Annotated in this window: 19 protein-coding genes; 7 read left to right on the forward strand and 12 right to left on the reverse strand. The window is 47.6% G+C overall.

The window, feature by feature from the left end:
* Positions 1-102 precede the first annotated feature (102 nt).
* Genes AC1XTG_RS17580 through AC1XTG_RS17600 form a run of 5 tightly spaced genes read right to left on the reverse strand, consistent with a single transcriptional unit; the run spans position 103 to position 3530 of the window.
* Positions 103-897, reverse strand: a complete 795-nt coding sequence (locus AC1XTG_RS17580) for an inositol monophosphatase family protein (RefSeq protein ID WP_484842835.1) — start codon at positions 895-897, stop codon at positions 103-105.
* On the reverse strand, positions 863-2098 hold the full coding sequence (locus tag AC1XTG_RS17585) for a lipoprotein N-acyltransferase Lnb domain-containing protein (RefSeq protein WP_484842836.1): 1236 nt from the start codon (positions 2096-2098) through the stop codon (positions 863-865). Before AC1XTG_RS17585 ends, AC1XTG_RS17580 begins: the two co-directional genes overlap by 35 nt.
* Complete coding sequence (gene rsmI / locus AC1XTG_RS17590) at positions 2088-2789, reverse strand: 16S rRNA (cytidine(1402)-2'-O)-methyltransferase (RefSeq protein WP_484842837.1); 702 nt, start codon at positions 2787-2789, stop codon at positions 2088-2090. Before rsmI ends, AC1XTG_RS17585 begins: the two co-directional genes overlap by 11 nt.
* 46 nt (positions 2790-2835) lie before the next feature.
* Positions 2836-3078, reverse strand: coding sequence for a 4a-hydroxytetrahydrobiopterin dehydratase (locus tag AC1XTG_RS17595; RefSeq protein ID WP_484842838.1), 243 nt, complete (start codon positions 3076-3078; stop codon positions 2836-2838).
* Positions 3079-3101: 23 nt separating this feature from the next.
* Complete coding sequence (locus tag AC1XTG_RS17600) at positions 3102-3530, reverse strand: hypothetical protein (protein ID WP_484842839.1); 429 nt, start codon at positions 3528-3530, stop codon at positions 3102-3104.
* Positions 3531-3645: 115 nt separating this feature from the next.
* Here AC1XTG_RS17600 and AC1XTG_RS17605 point away from each other — a divergent pair, with 115 nt between their 5' ends.
* From AC1XTG_RS17605 to AC1XTG_RS17615, 3 genes are read left to right on the forward strand one after another with little or no spacing between them, the layout of a single operon-like run.
* The gene (locus tag AC1XTG_RS17605) at positions 3646-4074 is read left to right on the forward strand and encodes an OsmC family protein (RefSeq protein ID WP_484842840.1); all 429 of its coding nucleotides are present in this window, start codon (positions 3646-3648) and stop codon (positions 4072-4074) included.
* 34 nt (positions 4075-4108) lie between these two features.
* Positions 4109-4930 (forward strand): thymidylate synthase, encoded by an 822-nt coding sequence (locus AC1XTG_RS17610; RefSeq protein ID WP_484842841.1) that lies wholly within the window; start codon positions 4109-4111, stop codon positions 4928-4930.
* A gap of 11 nt (positions 4931-4941) precedes the next feature.
* Entirely contained in the window at positions 4942-5550 is a 609-nt protein-coding gene (locus tag AC1XTG_RS17615; protein WP_484842842.1) for a trimeric intracellular cation channel family protein, read from the forward strand.
* Positions 5551-5552: 2 nt separating this feature from the next.
* On the opposite strand, the gene AC1XTG_RS17620 is transcribed toward AC1XTG_RS17615, so the two are convergent.
* Positions 5553-6458 (reverse strand): DUF2911 domain-containing protein, encoded by a 906-nt coding sequence (locus AC1XTG_RS17620; RefSeq protein ID WP_484842843.1) that lies wholly within the window; start codon positions 6456-6458, stop codon positions 5553-5555.
* A gap of 72 nt (positions 6459-6530) precedes the next feature.
* Between AC1XTG_RS17620 and AC1XTG_RS17625 the strand changes: the two genes are divergently transcribed.
* Positions 6531-7070: an NUDIX hydrolase gene (locus AC1XTG_RS17625; RefSeq protein ID WP_484842844.1), complete on the forward strand. Its 540-nt coding sequence runs from the start codon at positions 6531-6533 to the stop codon at positions 7068-7070.
* On the opposite strand, the gene AC1XTG_RS17630 is transcribed toward AC1XTG_RS17625, so the two are convergent.
* From AC1XTG_RS17630 to AC1XTG_RS17655, 6 genes are all read right to left on the reverse strand, one after another.
* A complete protein-coding gene (locus AC1XTG_RS17630) occupies positions 7057-8721 on the reverse strand; it encodes a S8 family peptidase (protein ID WP_484842845.1) in 1665 nt (554 codons plus the stop codon). The genes AC1XTG_RS17625 and AC1XTG_RS17630 overlap by 14 nt on opposite strands.
* On the reverse strand, positions 8718-9395 hold the full coding sequence (locus AC1XTG_RS17635) for a hypothetical protein (RefSeq protein WP_484842846.1): 678 nt from the start codon (positions 9393-9395) through the stop codon (positions 8718-8720). The genes AC1XTG_RS17630 and AC1XTG_RS17635 overlap by 4 nt, the downstream gene beginning before the upstream one ends.
* A gap of 13 nt (positions 9396-9408) precedes the next feature.
* Positions 9409-11001, reverse strand: a complete 1593-nt coding sequence (locus tag AC1XTG_RS17640; protein WP_484842847.1) for an FMN-binding glutamate synthase family protein — start codon at positions 10999-11001, stop codon at positions 9409-9411.
* 14 nt (positions 11002-11015) lie between these two features.
* A complete protein-coding gene (locus tag AC1XTG_RS17645) occupies positions 11016-12257 on the reverse strand; it encodes a 3-phosphoshikimate 1-carboxyvinyltransferase (protein WP_484842848.1) in 1242 nt (413 codons plus the stop codon).
* 49 nt (positions 12258-12306) lie between these two features.
* Positions 12307-12921 (reverse strand): hypothetical protein, encoded by a 615-nt coding sequence (locus AC1XTG_RS17650; RefSeq protein WP_056281397.1) that lies wholly within the window; start codon positions 12919-12921, stop codon positions 12307-12309.
* A gap of 84 nt (positions 12922-13005) precedes the next feature.
* Complete coding sequence (locus AC1XTG_RS17655; protein ID WP_484842849.1) at positions 13006-13632, reverse strand: DUF502 domain-containing protein; 627 nt, start codon at positions 13630-13632, stop codon at positions 13006-13008.
* Positions 13633-13734: 102 nt separating this feature from the next.
* Between AC1XTG_RS17655 and AC1XTG_RS17660 the strand changes: the two genes are divergently transcribed.
* From AC1XTG_RS17660 to AC1XTG_RS17670, 3 genes are read left to right on the forward strand one after another with little or no spacing between them, the layout of a single operon-like run.
* The gene (locus AC1XTG_RS17660; RefSeq protein ID WP_484842850.1) at positions 13735-14814 is read left to right on the forward strand and encodes an Ldh family oxidoreductase; all 1080 of its coding nucleotides are present in this window, start codon (positions 13735-13737) and stop codon (positions 14812-14814) included.
* A gap of 53 nt (positions 14815-14867) precedes the next feature.
* Positions 14868-15905: an endolytic transglycosylase MltG gene (gene mltG / locus AC1XTG_RS17665; RefSeq protein ID WP_484842851.1), complete on the forward strand. Its 1038-nt coding sequence runs from the start codon at positions 14868-14870 to the stop codon at positions 15903-15905.
* A 1-nt stretch (position 15906) separates the two neighbouring features.
* On the forward strand, positions 15907-16317 hold the full coding sequence (locus tag AC1XTG_RS17670; RefSeq protein WP_056281404.1) for an acyl-CoA thioesterase: 411 nt from the start codon (positions 15907-15909) through the stop codon (positions 16315-16317).
* The last annotated feature ends 16 nt before the right edge of the window (positions 16318-16333 follow it).

Consider the following 16333-nt stretch of genomic DNA (forward strand, 5'->3'; position numbering starts at 1 on the left):
AATAAGTAAGTGAGTGAAGCTTTGTAGCCCTGAGCGCACCGGGCCGCCGGGCGTCGAAGGGGAATGCTTTGTCACCCTGAGCGCAGTCGAAGGGCCTCCCCTTTAAAAATTCTCCCGGATGACCTCTACCAGTTGCTGGTGGGCTGGGCCGGCTGTGGCTATGATGTCGCCTCCGAAGAGGTAATTGTCTGTGCCCTGAAAGTCTGTGACTTTGCCGCCTGCTTCTTTGATCATGAGTACGCCGGCTGCCATATCCCAGGAATTGAGGTTGTATTCGTAGAAACCGTCAAAGCGGCCTGCGGCTACGTAGGCTAGGTCAACAGCGGCTGCTCCCATTCTGCGGATCCCGTGTGTTCTTTGCATCAGCAGTTCCAGGATGTGCATATACCTTTTCTGCTTTTCAAATTTGTAGTATGGAAATCCGGTGGCAATAAGGCTATCCTGTAATGAAGGAACGGTCGAAACTTTGATCGGCTTATCATTGCACCACGCTCCGCCGCCCTGCCAGGCGTAAAACATTTCATTCAGACTTGGCTCGTGTATCACACCCAAAAGCAGCTCTTTGCCGCGAGCCAGACCTACACTTACACAGTAAACTGGGATTCCGTGGATGAAATTGGTCGTGCCGTCGAGCGGATCGATGATCCAGTTCAGCGCAGTTGGATCGGGTTCAATGCCCGTCGTGCCTTCTTCTGTTATGTAGCTGGCTTCGGGCAAAATGTTGCTTAATCCTGCTACCAGCAGCTTTTCGGCTTCCTTATCTACGTAGGAAACAAGATTATTCAGGTCTTTATATTCAATTTTGTCTCTTGAAAACAGCGCGGCTTCCTGTTGAATAAAGGAAGAAGCCTGTCTTACAATCTCAATTGTTTTTCGTGTCAGTAATTCCAGATCCATATTCCTTTTCTCCAGTGGGGATTTTTGAAAGTGAGTTGTTAATGTAGTACACCCGTACAATCAGCATGAGCAGGATCGGGACTACTACAAAATTGTGCTTGGTAGCATTACCTGTTGCGCAAAGTAAGAGAAATCCATAAAAAATCAAGAAAAACTGAAACCATGCAGGTTTCTTCTTTTCCGACAAAAAGAAAATGACCGGCAGCCACAGCGGGAATGCCCACAGAACATCATAGTTCCAGGAAGTAACCCCGTGGTTGGTACCAAACCATAAAAGCAGAAGAATCCAGCCTGCCAGGCCCACGACGGCAAACAATACTTTGTCCAGGGTAAAATTGATTTTTTCCTTTTTGATCTGCCAGTATGTGAATGCAAGCACGAGAATGCCCAGTGTCCAGAAAACAACAGTTGGCGTGAGCGGGCCTGGGCCGGGCTCAGGTTCGGCCGAAAAAAGAACCTGCGTGGTAGCTACGAGCGGCGCAGTGCCTGTGGCCGTTTTTACCTTTGCATCCGCAAACGATTTGGCCATATTATCAGGCAAAAAGGTCGCCTGATCCGCTGTTGCTATTTCATCGGAAGGGTTACCGATTGCCAGGTCCATTCCAAAATCTGCCCAAGGTTTTTGTTTGTAAGCGTACCTGTCAATCCACTGCCTGAAACTTAGTTTTTCCTTCGTGTAACCATTGTAAATCAGGCTATCACCGCAAGCCGCTTTCAATGCGCCGGACATCCGGGTGGAACAGTTATCGTAAAAGAATTTGTACTGGTACTGCCGGTTTTCAGGCAGGTAGTTGGTTTCCAGAAACTGGAAGAGGCGCTGTTTCTGATTTAGTGTCAGATTGAGGATCTGCTCGGAAATAGAGCGGTTTTCGTATTTCCAATGTTCGGCTTGCAAGCCAAAAGGCGAAACGGACAGTGAATAGGGCAGGGTACCTCTGAGAAATTTGATGTAAAAATTGCCTTCTTCGAAGCGGAACGTTCCGTAATTGTAAGCCCGGTCGATGCCGGCTACCGGATCGTAAATCCAGAGCACACTATGCCCAAAGCCAGAGTACAGCTCGCTGCCTGGCCCAATGGTAACCAGACTTGCTTTTGCCTGCGGGCTCAATGCAGGAAGCTGCGCAAATACGTTCGCATGAAACAGGAAAACAGCTAGAGCAAGCTTAATTATGCGGGCAATCCCGCCAGGTTTAATCCTCATATTTATCAGATTTCTTTTTTTCTTCGGGTTTACCAGCCAAAACAATCACTATTTCTCCTTTGATGGTCTTGGGTGAAAAATAATCAATTACTTCCTGCAAAGTACCTTTTACATTTTCTTCATAAATCTTCGTCAGCTCCCGCGACACACATACCTGCCGCTCTGCGCCAAAAAACTCGGCAAACTGTTGCAAAGCTTTGACCAGCCGGTGCGGCGATTCATAAAAAATCATCGTACGCTCTTCCTCTGTCAGGTTTTGCAGGCGCGTTTGCCTTCCTTTTTTGTGTGGTAAAAAGCCTTCGAAAGTAAAGCGGTCGCATGGAAGTCCCGAGTTGACGAGTGCAGGCACGAATGCGGTTGGGCCGGGAAGACATTCAACGTCAACGCCCTGACGAATGCATTCACGCACCAGCAAAAATCCGGGATCGGAGATGGCGGGCGTTCCTGCATCCGAAACAAGCGCCATGGTTTCGCCTTTTAGAATGCGTTCTACAACGCGCGTCACCGTTTGATGCTCGTTGTGAATGTGGTAACTGTGCAGGGGTTTGGAAATCCCGAGGTGCTTCAATAGTGAGCCCGATGTGCGGGTATCTTCCGCAAGTACAGCATCGACGCTTTTCAGCACATTTATTGCCCGAAGCGTAATATCTTCAAGGTTTCCGATCGGAGTTGGAACAATGTAAAGTTTCATCTAAATGCGGCGCGCCTGTCTTTTCAGAAAAGGGTTGCCAATGGGTTTATTTTCCTTTTTCAAAGATTTTATCAATAGCAGCAGCCAGCTTTCTGTCTTTATCGGTGACAACATCGCCTTCGCTGTGGGTATTCAGTTCAAAGTCTACCTTATTATAGGTGTTGGTCCAAAACGGATGATGGTCCATTTCGTTTACCACTTCTGATACTTCGGTCATAAAACGGAAAGCTTCTTTAAAATCCTTGAACTTGAAGCTCTTTTTCAGTTTGTTATCTTCTTCCTTCCACATAAGCCGGTTTCGTTTTATTGATGCTAGATTTTGTTAACGCGGTATTCGACAAATTTATCAGGCCCATTCCCGCGAACGCAGGTGATCGTTTCGATCAGGTACAATTGCCTTCCCTTGAAGTTCCCTGTGCCTTTCATGGAAATCCGCCCGCAGCCGTCTTCGCCTGTTCCTCTGTCGTACGTAAAATCCGTTCCATTCATTTCCAGCTGTTTGGTGTGGTTAAATGGCGTAACTTCTTCCAGGTCCAGCTTTCGTTCTGCTACCCAGCTTGCTTTCATGGTAACCGCCAGGGAGTCTTTTCTTGACTTATTGAAAAACTTGTACCCCTGGTAGGTTCCTGCCAGCTCGGTGTCGCCGGGCTGTTCCTGGGCAGGTTCTGCTTTCTCCTCGCTTTTTTTGCAGGAAAGCATCAAAAACACCGAAAGAAGCAGCGCCAAGCAGGTTTTTAACATTTGTAGCCAGGGTTAATATTTTATCAAAACGAATATACGAGGATTATCGTTGTTTTGATGATCAGGGAAATGCCCTATCGCATTTGTAAGTATATTTGCAGCTATTCGAAACATTATGAAAATTGAACTAGTGCGCGTTGATGATGCCTTCCACTTCGAAGGCTCCGGATCATCAGAAGTTAAAGTACATACCGACGGCTCTCCTGAAATCGGAGGTAGTAACCTGGGTGTGAGACCAATGGAATTGTTGTTAATGGGGCTTGCGAGCTGCAGCGCGATCGACGTGGTGCTGATCCTTAAAAAGCAGCGCCAGGAGATCACCGACTTTCGCATTGTAGCCGATGGCGACCGCGAGCAGGAGGAAAATACCGAGCGCAAACCTTTCCGTAAAATACATCTGACCTTCAAGTTTGCCGGAAATCAGCTGGACGAAAAGAAGATCAACCGGGCGATAGGCTTGTCCATGGAAAAATATTGCTCAGCGACCGCACAGCTCGAAGCACTCGCTACCATTACTTACGACGTTGAGATTGCGACTGTCTGAAAAGCCATTTTGTAGATATTAATTCAATTTTAAAATGCAACAATACCAGGACTTGCTACGCCACATTCTGGCAAACGGAGTTCGGAAAACCGACCGTACGGGAACAGGAACGATCAGCGTTTTTGGATATCAGATGCGCTTCAACCTGAAAGACGGATTTCCGCTTGTCACCACCAAAAAGGTACATACCAAGTCCATTATCTACGAACTTCTGTGGTTTTTGAAAGGAGATACCAATATTAAGTATCTCAAAGAGCACGGTGTGTCAATCTGGGATGAGTGGGCGGACGAGAATGGCGATCTGGGCCCGGTATACGGAAAACAATGGAGAAGCTGGGAAGGCGCAAACGGGAAGTCGGTTGACCAGTTGCAGGAAGTTTTGAAACAACTGAAAAATTCCCCTGACTCGCGCCGCATTATGGTGTCAGCCTGGAACCCTGCCGAATTGTCGCAGATGAAATTGCAGCCCTGTCATGCATTATTCCAGTTTTACGTCGCTCCGGCTGGTGAAGAGGCTGGTGAAACCAGGGGTAAGCTATCCTGCCAGCTTTATCAGCGCAGTGCGGATGTTTTTCTTGGGGTACCATTTAATATTGCCAGCTATGCGCTATTAACCATGATGATCGCGCAGGAATGCGACCTTGATTTGGGTGATTTCGTGTGGACCGGCGGAGATACCCACATTTATCTCAACCACCTCGAACAGGTTGAATTGCAGCTCAGTCGCGAGCCGCGTCCACTGCCGACAATGGTGATCAATCCTGACGTGAAAAGCGTCCTTGACTTCGAGTTTGAAGATTTCGAGTTGCGTGACTATAATCCATGGCCTGGAATTAAGGCTCCTGTGGCCGTTTAGCACATTCTGAAATGAGCATTCAGTACATTTTAGAGATCATCGGAACGTTCGCGTTTGCCATTTCAGGTGCATTGGCAGTGAAGGATTTGAAGCATCCCGACTGGTTTGCTGCCACATTCACCGCCTTTATCTCCTCCATTGGCGGCGGAACGCTGCGGGATATTTTACTTGGCAGCTATCCGCTGGTCTGGATCAGCGATATCACGATCATTTATGCAATTCTTGCCGGTGTACTGGTTGCGTTCATATTCTTTGACTTTTTGCTCCGGTTAAGAAAAACGCTGTTTCTCTTCGATACATTCGGGATTGCATTGTTCACCATTGTGGGAACGGAAAAGGCACTGCATTTAGGTGTGAGGCCGGAGATTGCTGTGATTATGGGCGTTTTTACAGCTACAATGGGCGGAGTGATCCGCGATATGATGACTAACGAAATTCCGATCGTTTACCGGAAAGAGGTATATGCAACTGCATGCCTGGCCGGGGCATGCAGTTATCTTGTTTTTGACAGCCTGGGTATGGAGCGCAATACCGCATTCATTTCCGCATCGCTTGTGATCATTCTGATCCGGATCCTGGCTGTGCGCTTTGAATGGAGCATACCCCGTTTTTTCAGGTAATCTTACTTCTTTTTCTTCTTGCCTTTCACATTGGCTGCAACAGCTTTTGGAGTTACTTTCGGTTGTATCTCAGCGATTGTTTTCTCTATCTGTCCTTTGAAAAAACTTGTAAAAGCCTGGTCGGATGCATTCCCAAGTGTCAGTGCTTTTTGCGCAACGGGCAGTGCTTCGTTGTATTTGCCCAGCTTGCTCAGGATAGAAGCTTTAAGCCACATATTGTAGTAGGATTCTTTCAGGCCAATCGCCTTGTCAGCCCAGGAAAGTGCGATTGGAAGATCTTTTCCTTTGGATAATAAATATCCCGCAGCGCTTTCCAGTGCAGCAGTATCCTCCGGTTTCTCGGCGATGATCTTATTCAGTGAATTCATCGTCAGCGACTCGGTACGTACAGAAACCGGCACAGGAATTTTAACAGAAGACCACGACAGGATCAGATATCCGGTACTGTCGGAAACAGGCTCAATGTCGATCTTGAAAGCTTCTGTAAACTCGCCCGATGTCGGTACCACGCGGGTTCGCGCCACATCTTCTGACTCTATGTAAGCCTCTGTTCCCTGGTTGTAGTTTTTATTTAAAATGACGGTCCAGGCTGTACCGGAAGGTATAGAAAGCAATGCGTATTTTCCGGCAGGTACCTTTCTGTCACCGAAAGTGAATTCAGTACTTACTTCAATGGTAGTCGGGGAATTGGCTCCGGTTCGCCAGAGTTGATTGTAAGGCGCCAGCGCAGCACTATCGGCGAAAACCTTGCGTTTGCGCAGCATAGGCCGCGAATATTTTATTGTAAAATCAGTTACACCGATCGTTTGCACTACCTGTGCTCCCTGACTCGGTGCAGGTGTACGCTGGGCAATTGCGTAGGTAGAAAGCAATATGGTGAGTGAAACAATGAGTAGTTGCTTCTTCATAGAGTAAGGCAGTTTTGGGCGGGATATGTTAAACTTGTGGTGAAAATAGAATTAAAAAATCAGATAGCCTAGATGAAACGCGACAGTTTGCTTGCATTGCTCAGATCGTATCAGCCATTGAATGAGGAGGAAAATAGAATGTATCTCGATACCATTGAATTTGTCGAAAACAATGAAGATTGCTTTGAAAGGACATTGTTAGCGGGACATGTGACGGCGTCGGGCTGGGTGCTGTCGGCAGACAGAAATGCCATTTTGCTGATGCATCATTTCAAACTGGGCCAATGGTTTCAACCCGGCGGACATTGCGACGGTGATCCTGACGTGGAAGCAGTTTCACGAAAGGAAGTCTGGGAAGAAACGGGGATCAGTGATCTAGTTTTAGCCAAAGAAGGTATCTACGACGTAGATGTACATTTGATACCGGCCCATAAAGATTTGCCTGCCCACTTGCACTATGATATACGGTTCGCGTTTGTCGCACCTCAAAATGCGCAGATTGTTGTCAACAGCGAATCGCGCGATGTACAATGGATACCAGTTACAGAGGTAGCCGCATTCAACAGCTCCGAGTCGATTATGCGGATGGTGCGGAAAACTAGTTCTTTATAAACTTCAAAGTCCGCTCCTGATCACCGACCTGTATTCTCACCAGGTACAATCCGGAAGGTAATTCGCCGGCCGAAATCGTGTGCGTTGCAGCGAGCCGCTCCTGGCGATTGTACCGTAAAGTACCATTTACACCCAGCAATTCAAGTCGCGCTTTCTTGCCGATTAAAGTGGCAGGAATAGTGAGCACCACGTCTGTTGTTACCGGGTTTGGGGCCAGAACAACATCGCCCAGCAATGTTTTTTCGGTACCCAACGGGCCAAATTCTGTTGCGATAATTTCCTCTGCTTTTGCTGCATCGGGCACACCAAAGCCGAGCATATTATTCGGGTTTGCTGCATTGTGCCCTGATTTCTTCAATGCATAAATTAACTGCTGCGCCGTAATATTCGGGTGCGCCTGCCAGAGAATGGTAGCAAGTCCCGCAATGAGCGGAGACGAAAAAGAGGTACCATTTGAAGAAGAGGCATTACCTGCCACATTCCCGACGATTGCACCTACGCCCACAGCCGCTAGATCCGGCTTTTGTACGCCGGCTGCATTAGGACCAATGGAACTGAGTGACGCATAGCTGCGATCGTACATCGTCGCACCTACTGTGAGTACCGAATCCACATCCGCCGGTGCGGTAATGTATCTCCACGCATTATTTCCTTCATTACCCGCTGAGGTTACCACGAGCATGCCCGTGCGTGTTGCAATACGCGCCGCGCGGCTGATAATGGTCGTCTTGCCATCCATATCTTCATAGGTGTAATTGTAGTCGTCGTTATCAAAAGCACCCTCAAATGAATAATAGCCAAGCGAAGTATTGATCACATCCACTCCCAGGCTATCGGCTCTTTCGGCAGCCAGCAGCCAGGTAATTTCCTCGTACGGCGACTCGCCCTGATTGTGCTCCGTCTGATAAAGTGCGTACGAAGCTTTAAATGCGCCGCCAACCATGGTACCCGGCTGGTAAGCAGCCATAGTGGAAAGTACATTCAAACCGTGAGAGCCGTCGTTGAAAACGTTTCCGTCTCGGGCGACAAAATCCTGGCTGTCCACAATCCGGTTTTCTGAACGCAGCTGTTCGAGAAAAGGAACCAGGTTTCCGTTGCTGAATCCATTGTCCATGACTGCTACCAGCATACCTTCCCCGTGAAAACCTTTCGCATGAATTCCCGGTACGCCCATGAGCGCGAGCTGCGCATTCATATTGCCGTAATTGATATCTTCTGCGGCTTCCAACTTTTCACGCGTGCCTGCGGTACGTTCAATGCCCGGGGATTTTGATCCGATGTTGGCGACGGGTAGGTTCAGTTCAATTCCTTTGTAAAAAGCGAGTTTTTTAATGGCATCAAGCTGCGTGGCAGAGGCTTCTACTAGCGCGCCGTTAAACCAGCGGGAAGGATAAATGACTTTTGCACCAGTCGCTTTTACAGCCGCAATGTAGGTCGGGTTGACAGGCAGATCGGTAGTGGTTACGGGTATGCTTTGCCTGTTACGGCGTGCAATCGCACGTTCTGAAAGATAGCTGCCTGGTTCTGCAATAGAAAAGGGGGAGCCTGCTTTGTCTTTAAAAAGAACAAGGTACCTCGGCGCACTTTGTGCAAATGCAAGGTTTAAGGTAAGCAGAAAATAGAATAGTGTGATGGATAGAGTTCTGATCATTGTTTTCCCGTTTTGCTGATTGTAAAAACTTCTTTCAAACCTGATTCAATTATTCCTTTGCCAATGCATTCTGTATTGTAACAATAGCGAAGATAAAGTCGCTCGCTGTGTACCAAACCAACGTTCGCAGCATATATTTCAATATACTTTTTTCGCGACAAAAGTGTGGAATCATCCTGATATACAATGCATACTGTTTTTGGATAAAACTGCGTGCCTGCCTGAAAAGGCTCGTTAACCCTGGTCACTTCGGCGACACTTTCTTTTACATTGTTATAAGCATTGAAATTCCATCGCGAATGCGCAGTCAGGGGAAAATGCATTTTAAAGATGATATTTCCATTCTCCTGCTCAAAAGCTTTGTTGGCGGTGAGCCAGGCGGCGTGTACAGAATCAGTTTGCCACTGATTGTTCGCGGCTTTGCTGGCGTAAGTAATAGGGTATGCCGGCTGGTTATCGGGCTGTTGAAACCTACTTCCCACTGATCTTCGAACCTTGAATACAGTGGTCGTTTTCTGATCAGGAAGGAACCGGGTTTTCTCAGCCAGGAATTCGGAATAGCTGCCGGAATACAGCGGGAAGAAATCCTGTAAAGCAGTGCTTTCCCGTGGGGCGGGATTGTTACAGGAAACAAAAAGAAGCAGGAAATAGAGTGTGGTAGTGTGTTTTTGCATCAGTGTGTATCGGCTAGGCTACTTTTTCATCCGGGATCTTTCGCCCGCCCAGGTGCGGACATTCCAGTAACGCTTTGAAGCCGGGATAGGGAACGATCGTTTTGAGGTACCCGTAATTATCCGCCAGCGTGATCGTACGGTTGTGATCTCCCATTGAAATATCAACATCATTCATTCCAAACTGGGAGGGATGTTCATAGCCGGCTGCATGCGTGATTTCAATGATTTCCTTGGCGAGCGTCTTCATATAATTGTTAAAACGTGCGCTTTTAAGCGTCGGATCAATGCCGGATTCGAGCCACTTATTGTTGGTGGTAATGCCTGTCGGGCAGCGGTTGGTATGACAAATCTGCGCCTGAATGCAGCCGATCGACATCATTGCTTCTCTGGCCACATTGATTACATCTGCACCCATCGAAAAAGCCATTACAGCCTGCGCAGGCAAGCCCAGCTTACCGGAGGCAATAAACGTCAGCTTATCAGTAAGGTTTCTTTGCTGGAAAATCTTGTAAACAGTCGTGAATGCATATACCAGCGGAAGGGCTACGTGGTCGGCGAACGAAGGCGGTGCGGCTCCGGTACCTCCTTCTCCTCCGTCAATGGCGATAAAGTCAGGGCCTTTTCCGGTTTCTACCATCAGATCAGCCAGCTCTTCCCACATTTCTACCTTTCCCACAGCCGACTTGATACCTACCGGCAGTCCGGTCTTTTCGGCCATTTGCTCAATAAAGTCAATCATTCCCCTCACATCCTCAAAGGCGCTGTGATAAGGCGGCGACACAACATCAACGCCCATTGGTACACCCCTTATCTCTGCAATTTCAGCGGAAATTTTGCTTGCCGGCAGTACGCCGCCTTTTCCCGGCTTGGCGCCTTGTGATAATTTAAGCTCAATCATTCTGACACAAGGGTTATCCTGCGTCATTTTGATTAGCTTTTCCATTACAAAATTGCCTTCATGGTCGCGGACGCCGAAGTAGGAAGTACCCATATTAAATACCACATCTGCGCCAAATTTATGGTAAGGAGAAAGCCCGCCTTCTCCCGTATTATGGAAATTGCCAAATGTGTAGGAGCCTTTATTAAGTGCTTCCACTGCGCGTGAGGAGAGCGAGCCAAAGCTCATCGCGCTCACATTAATAACGGAACGCGGCCTGTAAGGTCTTTTTCTCCCATGATAAGCGCCGATTACTTTCGCCGAAGGGATGGTGTAATGGTGCGGATCGTTCCCGTTTTTGACGTGATGGTTGTGAGTGGAATCAAGCCTTTTTGGCAGCAAAGCGGGTTTTACGAGTACGTAGCCCGGCTCGTGCATATCCTGGTCTGTCCCGAAACCCTGGTAGTTATTTTCTTTCTTGGAAGACGCATAAATCCAGGATCGCTGGCGCCGGTTGAAGGGCAATTCTTCGCGGTTATTGGCTACAATATACTGCCGGAGTTCCGGGCCGATTGTTTCGAGCATATACCGGAAGTGCCCTACAAGCGGAAAGTTGTGCTGGATGGTATGCTTTCGCTGGATAATGTCCCTTAATGCGATCACAACAGGTACCAGCAAAATGTAAACCCAAACAGGTACCTGCGCAAAAAAAGCGAGCAATTGATCCATAACAGCGTGTTAACTTAGATTTCGGTCTCTTCCCAGTCAGTGACTTTACTTAGATCTTTCCAATATCCCGGGTATGATTTCACGACAACACCCGGCTCTTCAATGCGAATAGGGGATACCATTCCTGCCGGAGCAAATGCCATCGCCATTCTATGGTCGTCGTAAGTGTGAATGGAAGGAATTTCGGTTGGGGCAAAACCGGCGATGGAGGTCACTTCGTATAAATGATCTTTTTCTATCTCTTTCAATTCCGCGCCGATCTTCTTCAATTCCTGCTGCAATGCAAATACGCGGTCGGTTTCCTTGATTTTAAGACTCTCCACGCCTGTCATCGATAAGCGGATATTCTTAACAGCGCAGCAAACGGCAACGGTTTGGGCGAGGTCGGGACAATCGGTAAAGTCCCAGCCAATGGAAGCGGCGGCAGGAATTTTGGTGAGTAAAACGCCACGTTCAGTAAAAAGGCTCTCTACGCCCAGGTGGCGCATGATATCAACAATGGCGCTGTCACCCTGCAATGAATTCTTTTTAAGTCCCAGCAACTCTACTTCTGCATGCTCGGCCAAGGCCACAATGCTGTACCAATAGCTCGCTCCCGACCAGTCGGATTCGATCGCGTAAGGTTTGGGCTGGTACTTCAATGGCGGTATTGTAATGGTATTAGTCTGCCAGTCGGCTTTGTAATCGATCCCGAAATAAGCCATTTGGTTCAGCGTCATTTCAATATATGGCCTTGAACCTACTTCGCCTTCGAGTTGAATGGTAAGCCCACTCGGCAGCTCAGGCGCGATCATCAGCAATGCGGAAATATACTGGCTGCTCACGTCGCCGCGCATCGTTAGATGGTGGTTTCCGGAGTAAGTAAATCCGTTCAGTTTTAATGGCGGGTATCCTTCCTGGTTTTCGTATGTAATGTCGGCACCCAGCTTTCTCAATGCATCTACCAAAATCCCGATCGGTCTTTCGCACATACGCGCCGTGCCGGTCATGGTTTTGGCCTGATTGGTTACCGCATAATAAGCAGTAAGAAAACGCATGGTGGTACCTGCATCGATCACATCTGCGACTGCATCTTTGGAAGCTAGCAAACGCATCATGGTTTGTGAATCCCTGGCTTCGGATACATTAGAAAGCTCGCATTGAAAACCTGTCAATGCATTGATGATCAGGGCGCGGTTGCATTCGCTTTTGGAAGCGACCAGTTGGATTTCTGCTTGAACAGGTTTTTGCGGGGGGCTAACAAGAATAGATTTCACTTTAAAAAAATCAGATTTCAATTAAATGCGGCAATGCTGCTCACATCGTTCAATATGTTTCCAATACTTTCAGCTTGTTGCGGTTGTTGATTTTCAGTGATGAAAATGTGAGCCGGTAACAAACATATCCTGCGACCATCATGGAGCCGCCTATTATGAAGGATGAAGCGTCAGTTGTAAAGCGTTTGTTATCCATGCCTTTATTGAAGAAGTCGGCACCGATAAAAATAAGTCCGGCGAGCGGCAGTAATGGGGCAGCCTGGGATATGAATGGAATGTTCCTTGAAACCTTCATCAGCCGGACATCCTTTAATAAGATCTCCTGGTAGTCGACGCGGTTCACTGCCTCATTTAATATTCCAATGGTAAATGAGCTATCGGAAACACTCGAAATAGTCTCGTTGAATTTGATAGTTTCATTCCGCATTCTGAACTTGATATTGTCACCGGGAAAGAAGCGGTACCGGTGAAAACCACCAATAGCAGGGGAAGCGTCGAGGACGAGGTATTTTTGTCCCGGGCTGGCGATCGCCCTGCTTGGGTTTCCCTGTTTTAAAAACAATTCCTCACTTGTAGGCGCTTTGCGGGGATCATAATGGTCCTGTGACCACGCCGTCAGATTCCCGAAAACAAACAAAAAAACGATAAGCAGCAGCTTTCTCATAGCACAAAAAGAATGTTTCAAATATAGGGAATCATTCTCTTAAACGGGCAGAAGTGTTGCAATGTTGCCTATTTAAACTGCGGCTTAATCCTCTTCCTCAGGCGTTTCCTCCTTGGAAACTTTCACCGAAACTCCCCCGGAAACGATCATTTTCATGATATCCGTTGACGAGGATTCTACGGGTACAATCTGGTCGACGGGCACGATGAAGAGTTCTCCGGATAGTGAATAGGAAAAGGGCATGTAAACGGCAACGTGCTCCGTTATTTTAAGGTGTGAAAGGTCATTTTGAGTAATGAAACCAATCTTTTTAATCCCGGTATCTTTATAAAGGGTTACCAGGACAGGTTGGTTGAACTTCTTTTTGTCTCCTACAAAGGCCAGGATCAGATCTTTGATAGAATAGTAGATCAGGCTTACCAATGGAATGCGCCGCATGATTCCTTCGGTGAATTTGAAGAACGATTGCGGAATGATCGTGGAGAAAAGAAAGCCAAGTAAAATGATCCCGAGGATGATGATCAGTACACCAAGTCCGGGCAGGTACACTGATTGCTGGTTGGAAATCGGGATATCTATCGGAATGATGTTGTCCAGAAACTCAACTCCTGTCCATATAATAAGTCCAGTAGCATAGAGCGGCGCAACAAGCACGAGCCCGCGAATGAAGTAGCTGATAATCCTTTTCAGGATAGAATTCTTGATTTCCATTTTTGGACGAAGCCAAACGAATTATTGATATTTGCACGCCGGCAGTAAAATCAGACTGACAACTACGGTAAAAATAAACAGAAGTTCACTCATTTGACGTATATGTATCAGGCCAGTTATTTGAAACATTTTACCGAGGAAGTATTCCTGGCTATCGGCTGTCCGCCGGCAGATGCGAAACTCGCCTCAGAAGTACTGGTAAGTGCTGACCTGCGGGGAGTTGATTCCCACGGAATAGCCCGGCTCGCCGGTTATGTGCGCCTGTACGATCACGGCCGCTTAAATCCCTCCCCTGAAGTTAAGGTTGTGTATGAAACGCCAAGTACGGCAGTTGTGGACGGAGACCGCGGACTTGGGCTGGTGGTAGCGCCAAAAGCAATGGAAATTGCGATGGAAAAGGCAGAGAAGGTTGGTTCTGGCTGGGTTTCGGTACGTAACTCAAATCACTTCGGGATTGCGGGGTACCATGCTATGCTGGCATTGCAGAAAGATATGATCGGCTGGACAATGACCAATGCGGCACCGCTGGTTACGCCTACTTTTTCATTAGATAAATTGCTCGGTACAAACCCGATCGCAGTTGCGGTACCTGCGCAGGAAGAACCTGCATTCGTGGCAGATTTCGCTTCAACTGCCGTCGCTTACGGCAAGTTCGAGATTTTACAAAGCAAAAACCTTCCGGCCCCGCTCGGCTGGGCGCAGGATGCAGAGGGGAATGCAACCACAGATTCCAATGCAGTAAAAAGTGGTGGCGGATTGCTGCCTCTGGGTTCAGACAGGGAGCATGGAAGTCACAAAGGGTACGGTCTCGGAGCGATCGTTGACATTTTTTCAGGCGTACTTTCAGGTGCTAACTTCGGGCCTTGGGTGCCGCCGTTTGCCACTGCGGGTTTTATGTCTGCCGGGGCGGGTGTTGGTCTGGGTACCGGGCACTTCTTAGGCGCCATGCGGGTGGACGGGTTTCGTCCTGCCGACGATTTCAAGACAGATATGGATAAATGGATCCGTGCATTCAGAGGCGCAAGGGCCGTGGAAGGGCAGAAAGTACTGATACCCGGCGATCCTGAGCGCGAAATGGAGGCAGAAAGAAGTGTAAATGGAATATCCTTGCTGGAACCGGTCGTTTTGTCACTTGATGAACTTGCCAAAAGGTTCGGTATCCCATTTGAGGTCAATTTATAAATGTAAAAAGAGCAGCCGAAAGCCAATTGCTAAAAGCTGCCAGCCTGATAACTATGTCTCGTAATTTCAAAGTAGGATTGTTCGTCACGGTCGCCATTCTGGCTACGACCTTTTCATTTTATTTCTGGCAAATATTCAAAACGCCCAATTTGCAGGTCGACAAGCAAGCAAGCTTTGCATTGCTGATCCCGGAAGGTGCTTCTTATGAGTCTGTGCTGGATACGCTGAACAAGCACGATGTGATCAACGATCACATTTCCTTCCGTTTTCTGGCCAAGCTTTTGAAATACCCTGAAAAGGTAAAAGCCGGCCGCTATGTGATCAAGCCCGGAAGTAACAACTATGAGGTTGTCAAGAAGTTGGTTTCAGGTAACCAAGATGCGGTCAAGCTCACTTTCAATAATATTCGTCTGAAAGAAGATCTGATCAAAAGGATCGGAAGCAGGTTTGAGTTTGGGGAGGCTAATTTCAGAAAAGCATTGAATGATCCCGCAGTTTGCAACAAATACGGGCTCGATACACTTACGATCGTTTCCATGTTCCTGCCTAATACTTATGAGATCTACTGGACTACCGGAACTGAGAAATTTCTCGATCGCATGCACAGCGAATACAAGAAATACTGGACTGACGAACGCGTTGCCAAAGCAAAGGAGATAGGATTGACGCCGGAACAAGTTTCGATCCTTGCTTCCATTGTGGAAGAAGAGCAGGCCAGAAAAGTGGATGAGCGCCCGCGCGTTGCAGGACTTTACCTGAACCGTCTGAAGGCGCAAATGCCATTGCAGGCGGACCCTACTATCAAATTTGCATTGCAGGATTTTGGTATTAAAAGGATTTTGAACGGACAGTTACTCATCAAGTCTCCATACAATACTTACATCAACACCGGACTTCCTCCCGGGCCGATCCGAGTTGCCGATCTCAAATCACTGGATGCGGTGCTGAATTATGACAAGCACGATTATATTTATATGTGTGCCAAAGCAGACTTGTCGGGCTACCATGCATTTGCAACCAATTACGCCGATCACCTCAAAAATGCCCGGCTGTATCAGGCAGAGTTGAACAGACTCCAAATTCTTAAATAGCATGTTTGTTCACGAAGTGAAAGGGATCAGGGTCAGGTATGCCGACACTGATCAGATGGGGTATGTTTACTACGGAAATTATGCCCGTTACTATGAGATAGGAAGGGTAGAAGCACTCCGCAGCCTCGATTTTCATTACAAAGCAATGGAGGATGAAGGGGTAATGATGCCAGTTTATGACTGTCACTCACGCTATCTTAAACCTGCCCGTTACGACGATCTGCTCAGTATCAAAGTGACAATCCAGGAAATGCCCGGCGTGCGCGTCCGGTTTTTGTATGAAATAAGAAACCAGCTTGACGTTTTGCTGAATACTGGGGATACCACACTGGTATTTCAGAGAATGGACAATGGGAAGTTGTGCACAGTTCCTGAAAAACTGAAAGCCAAGCTGCAATCGTACTTCGAATAAATGATACCATGGGAAA

The organism is Dyadobacter sp. HNCC25DJ183, from assembly GCF_056895175.1.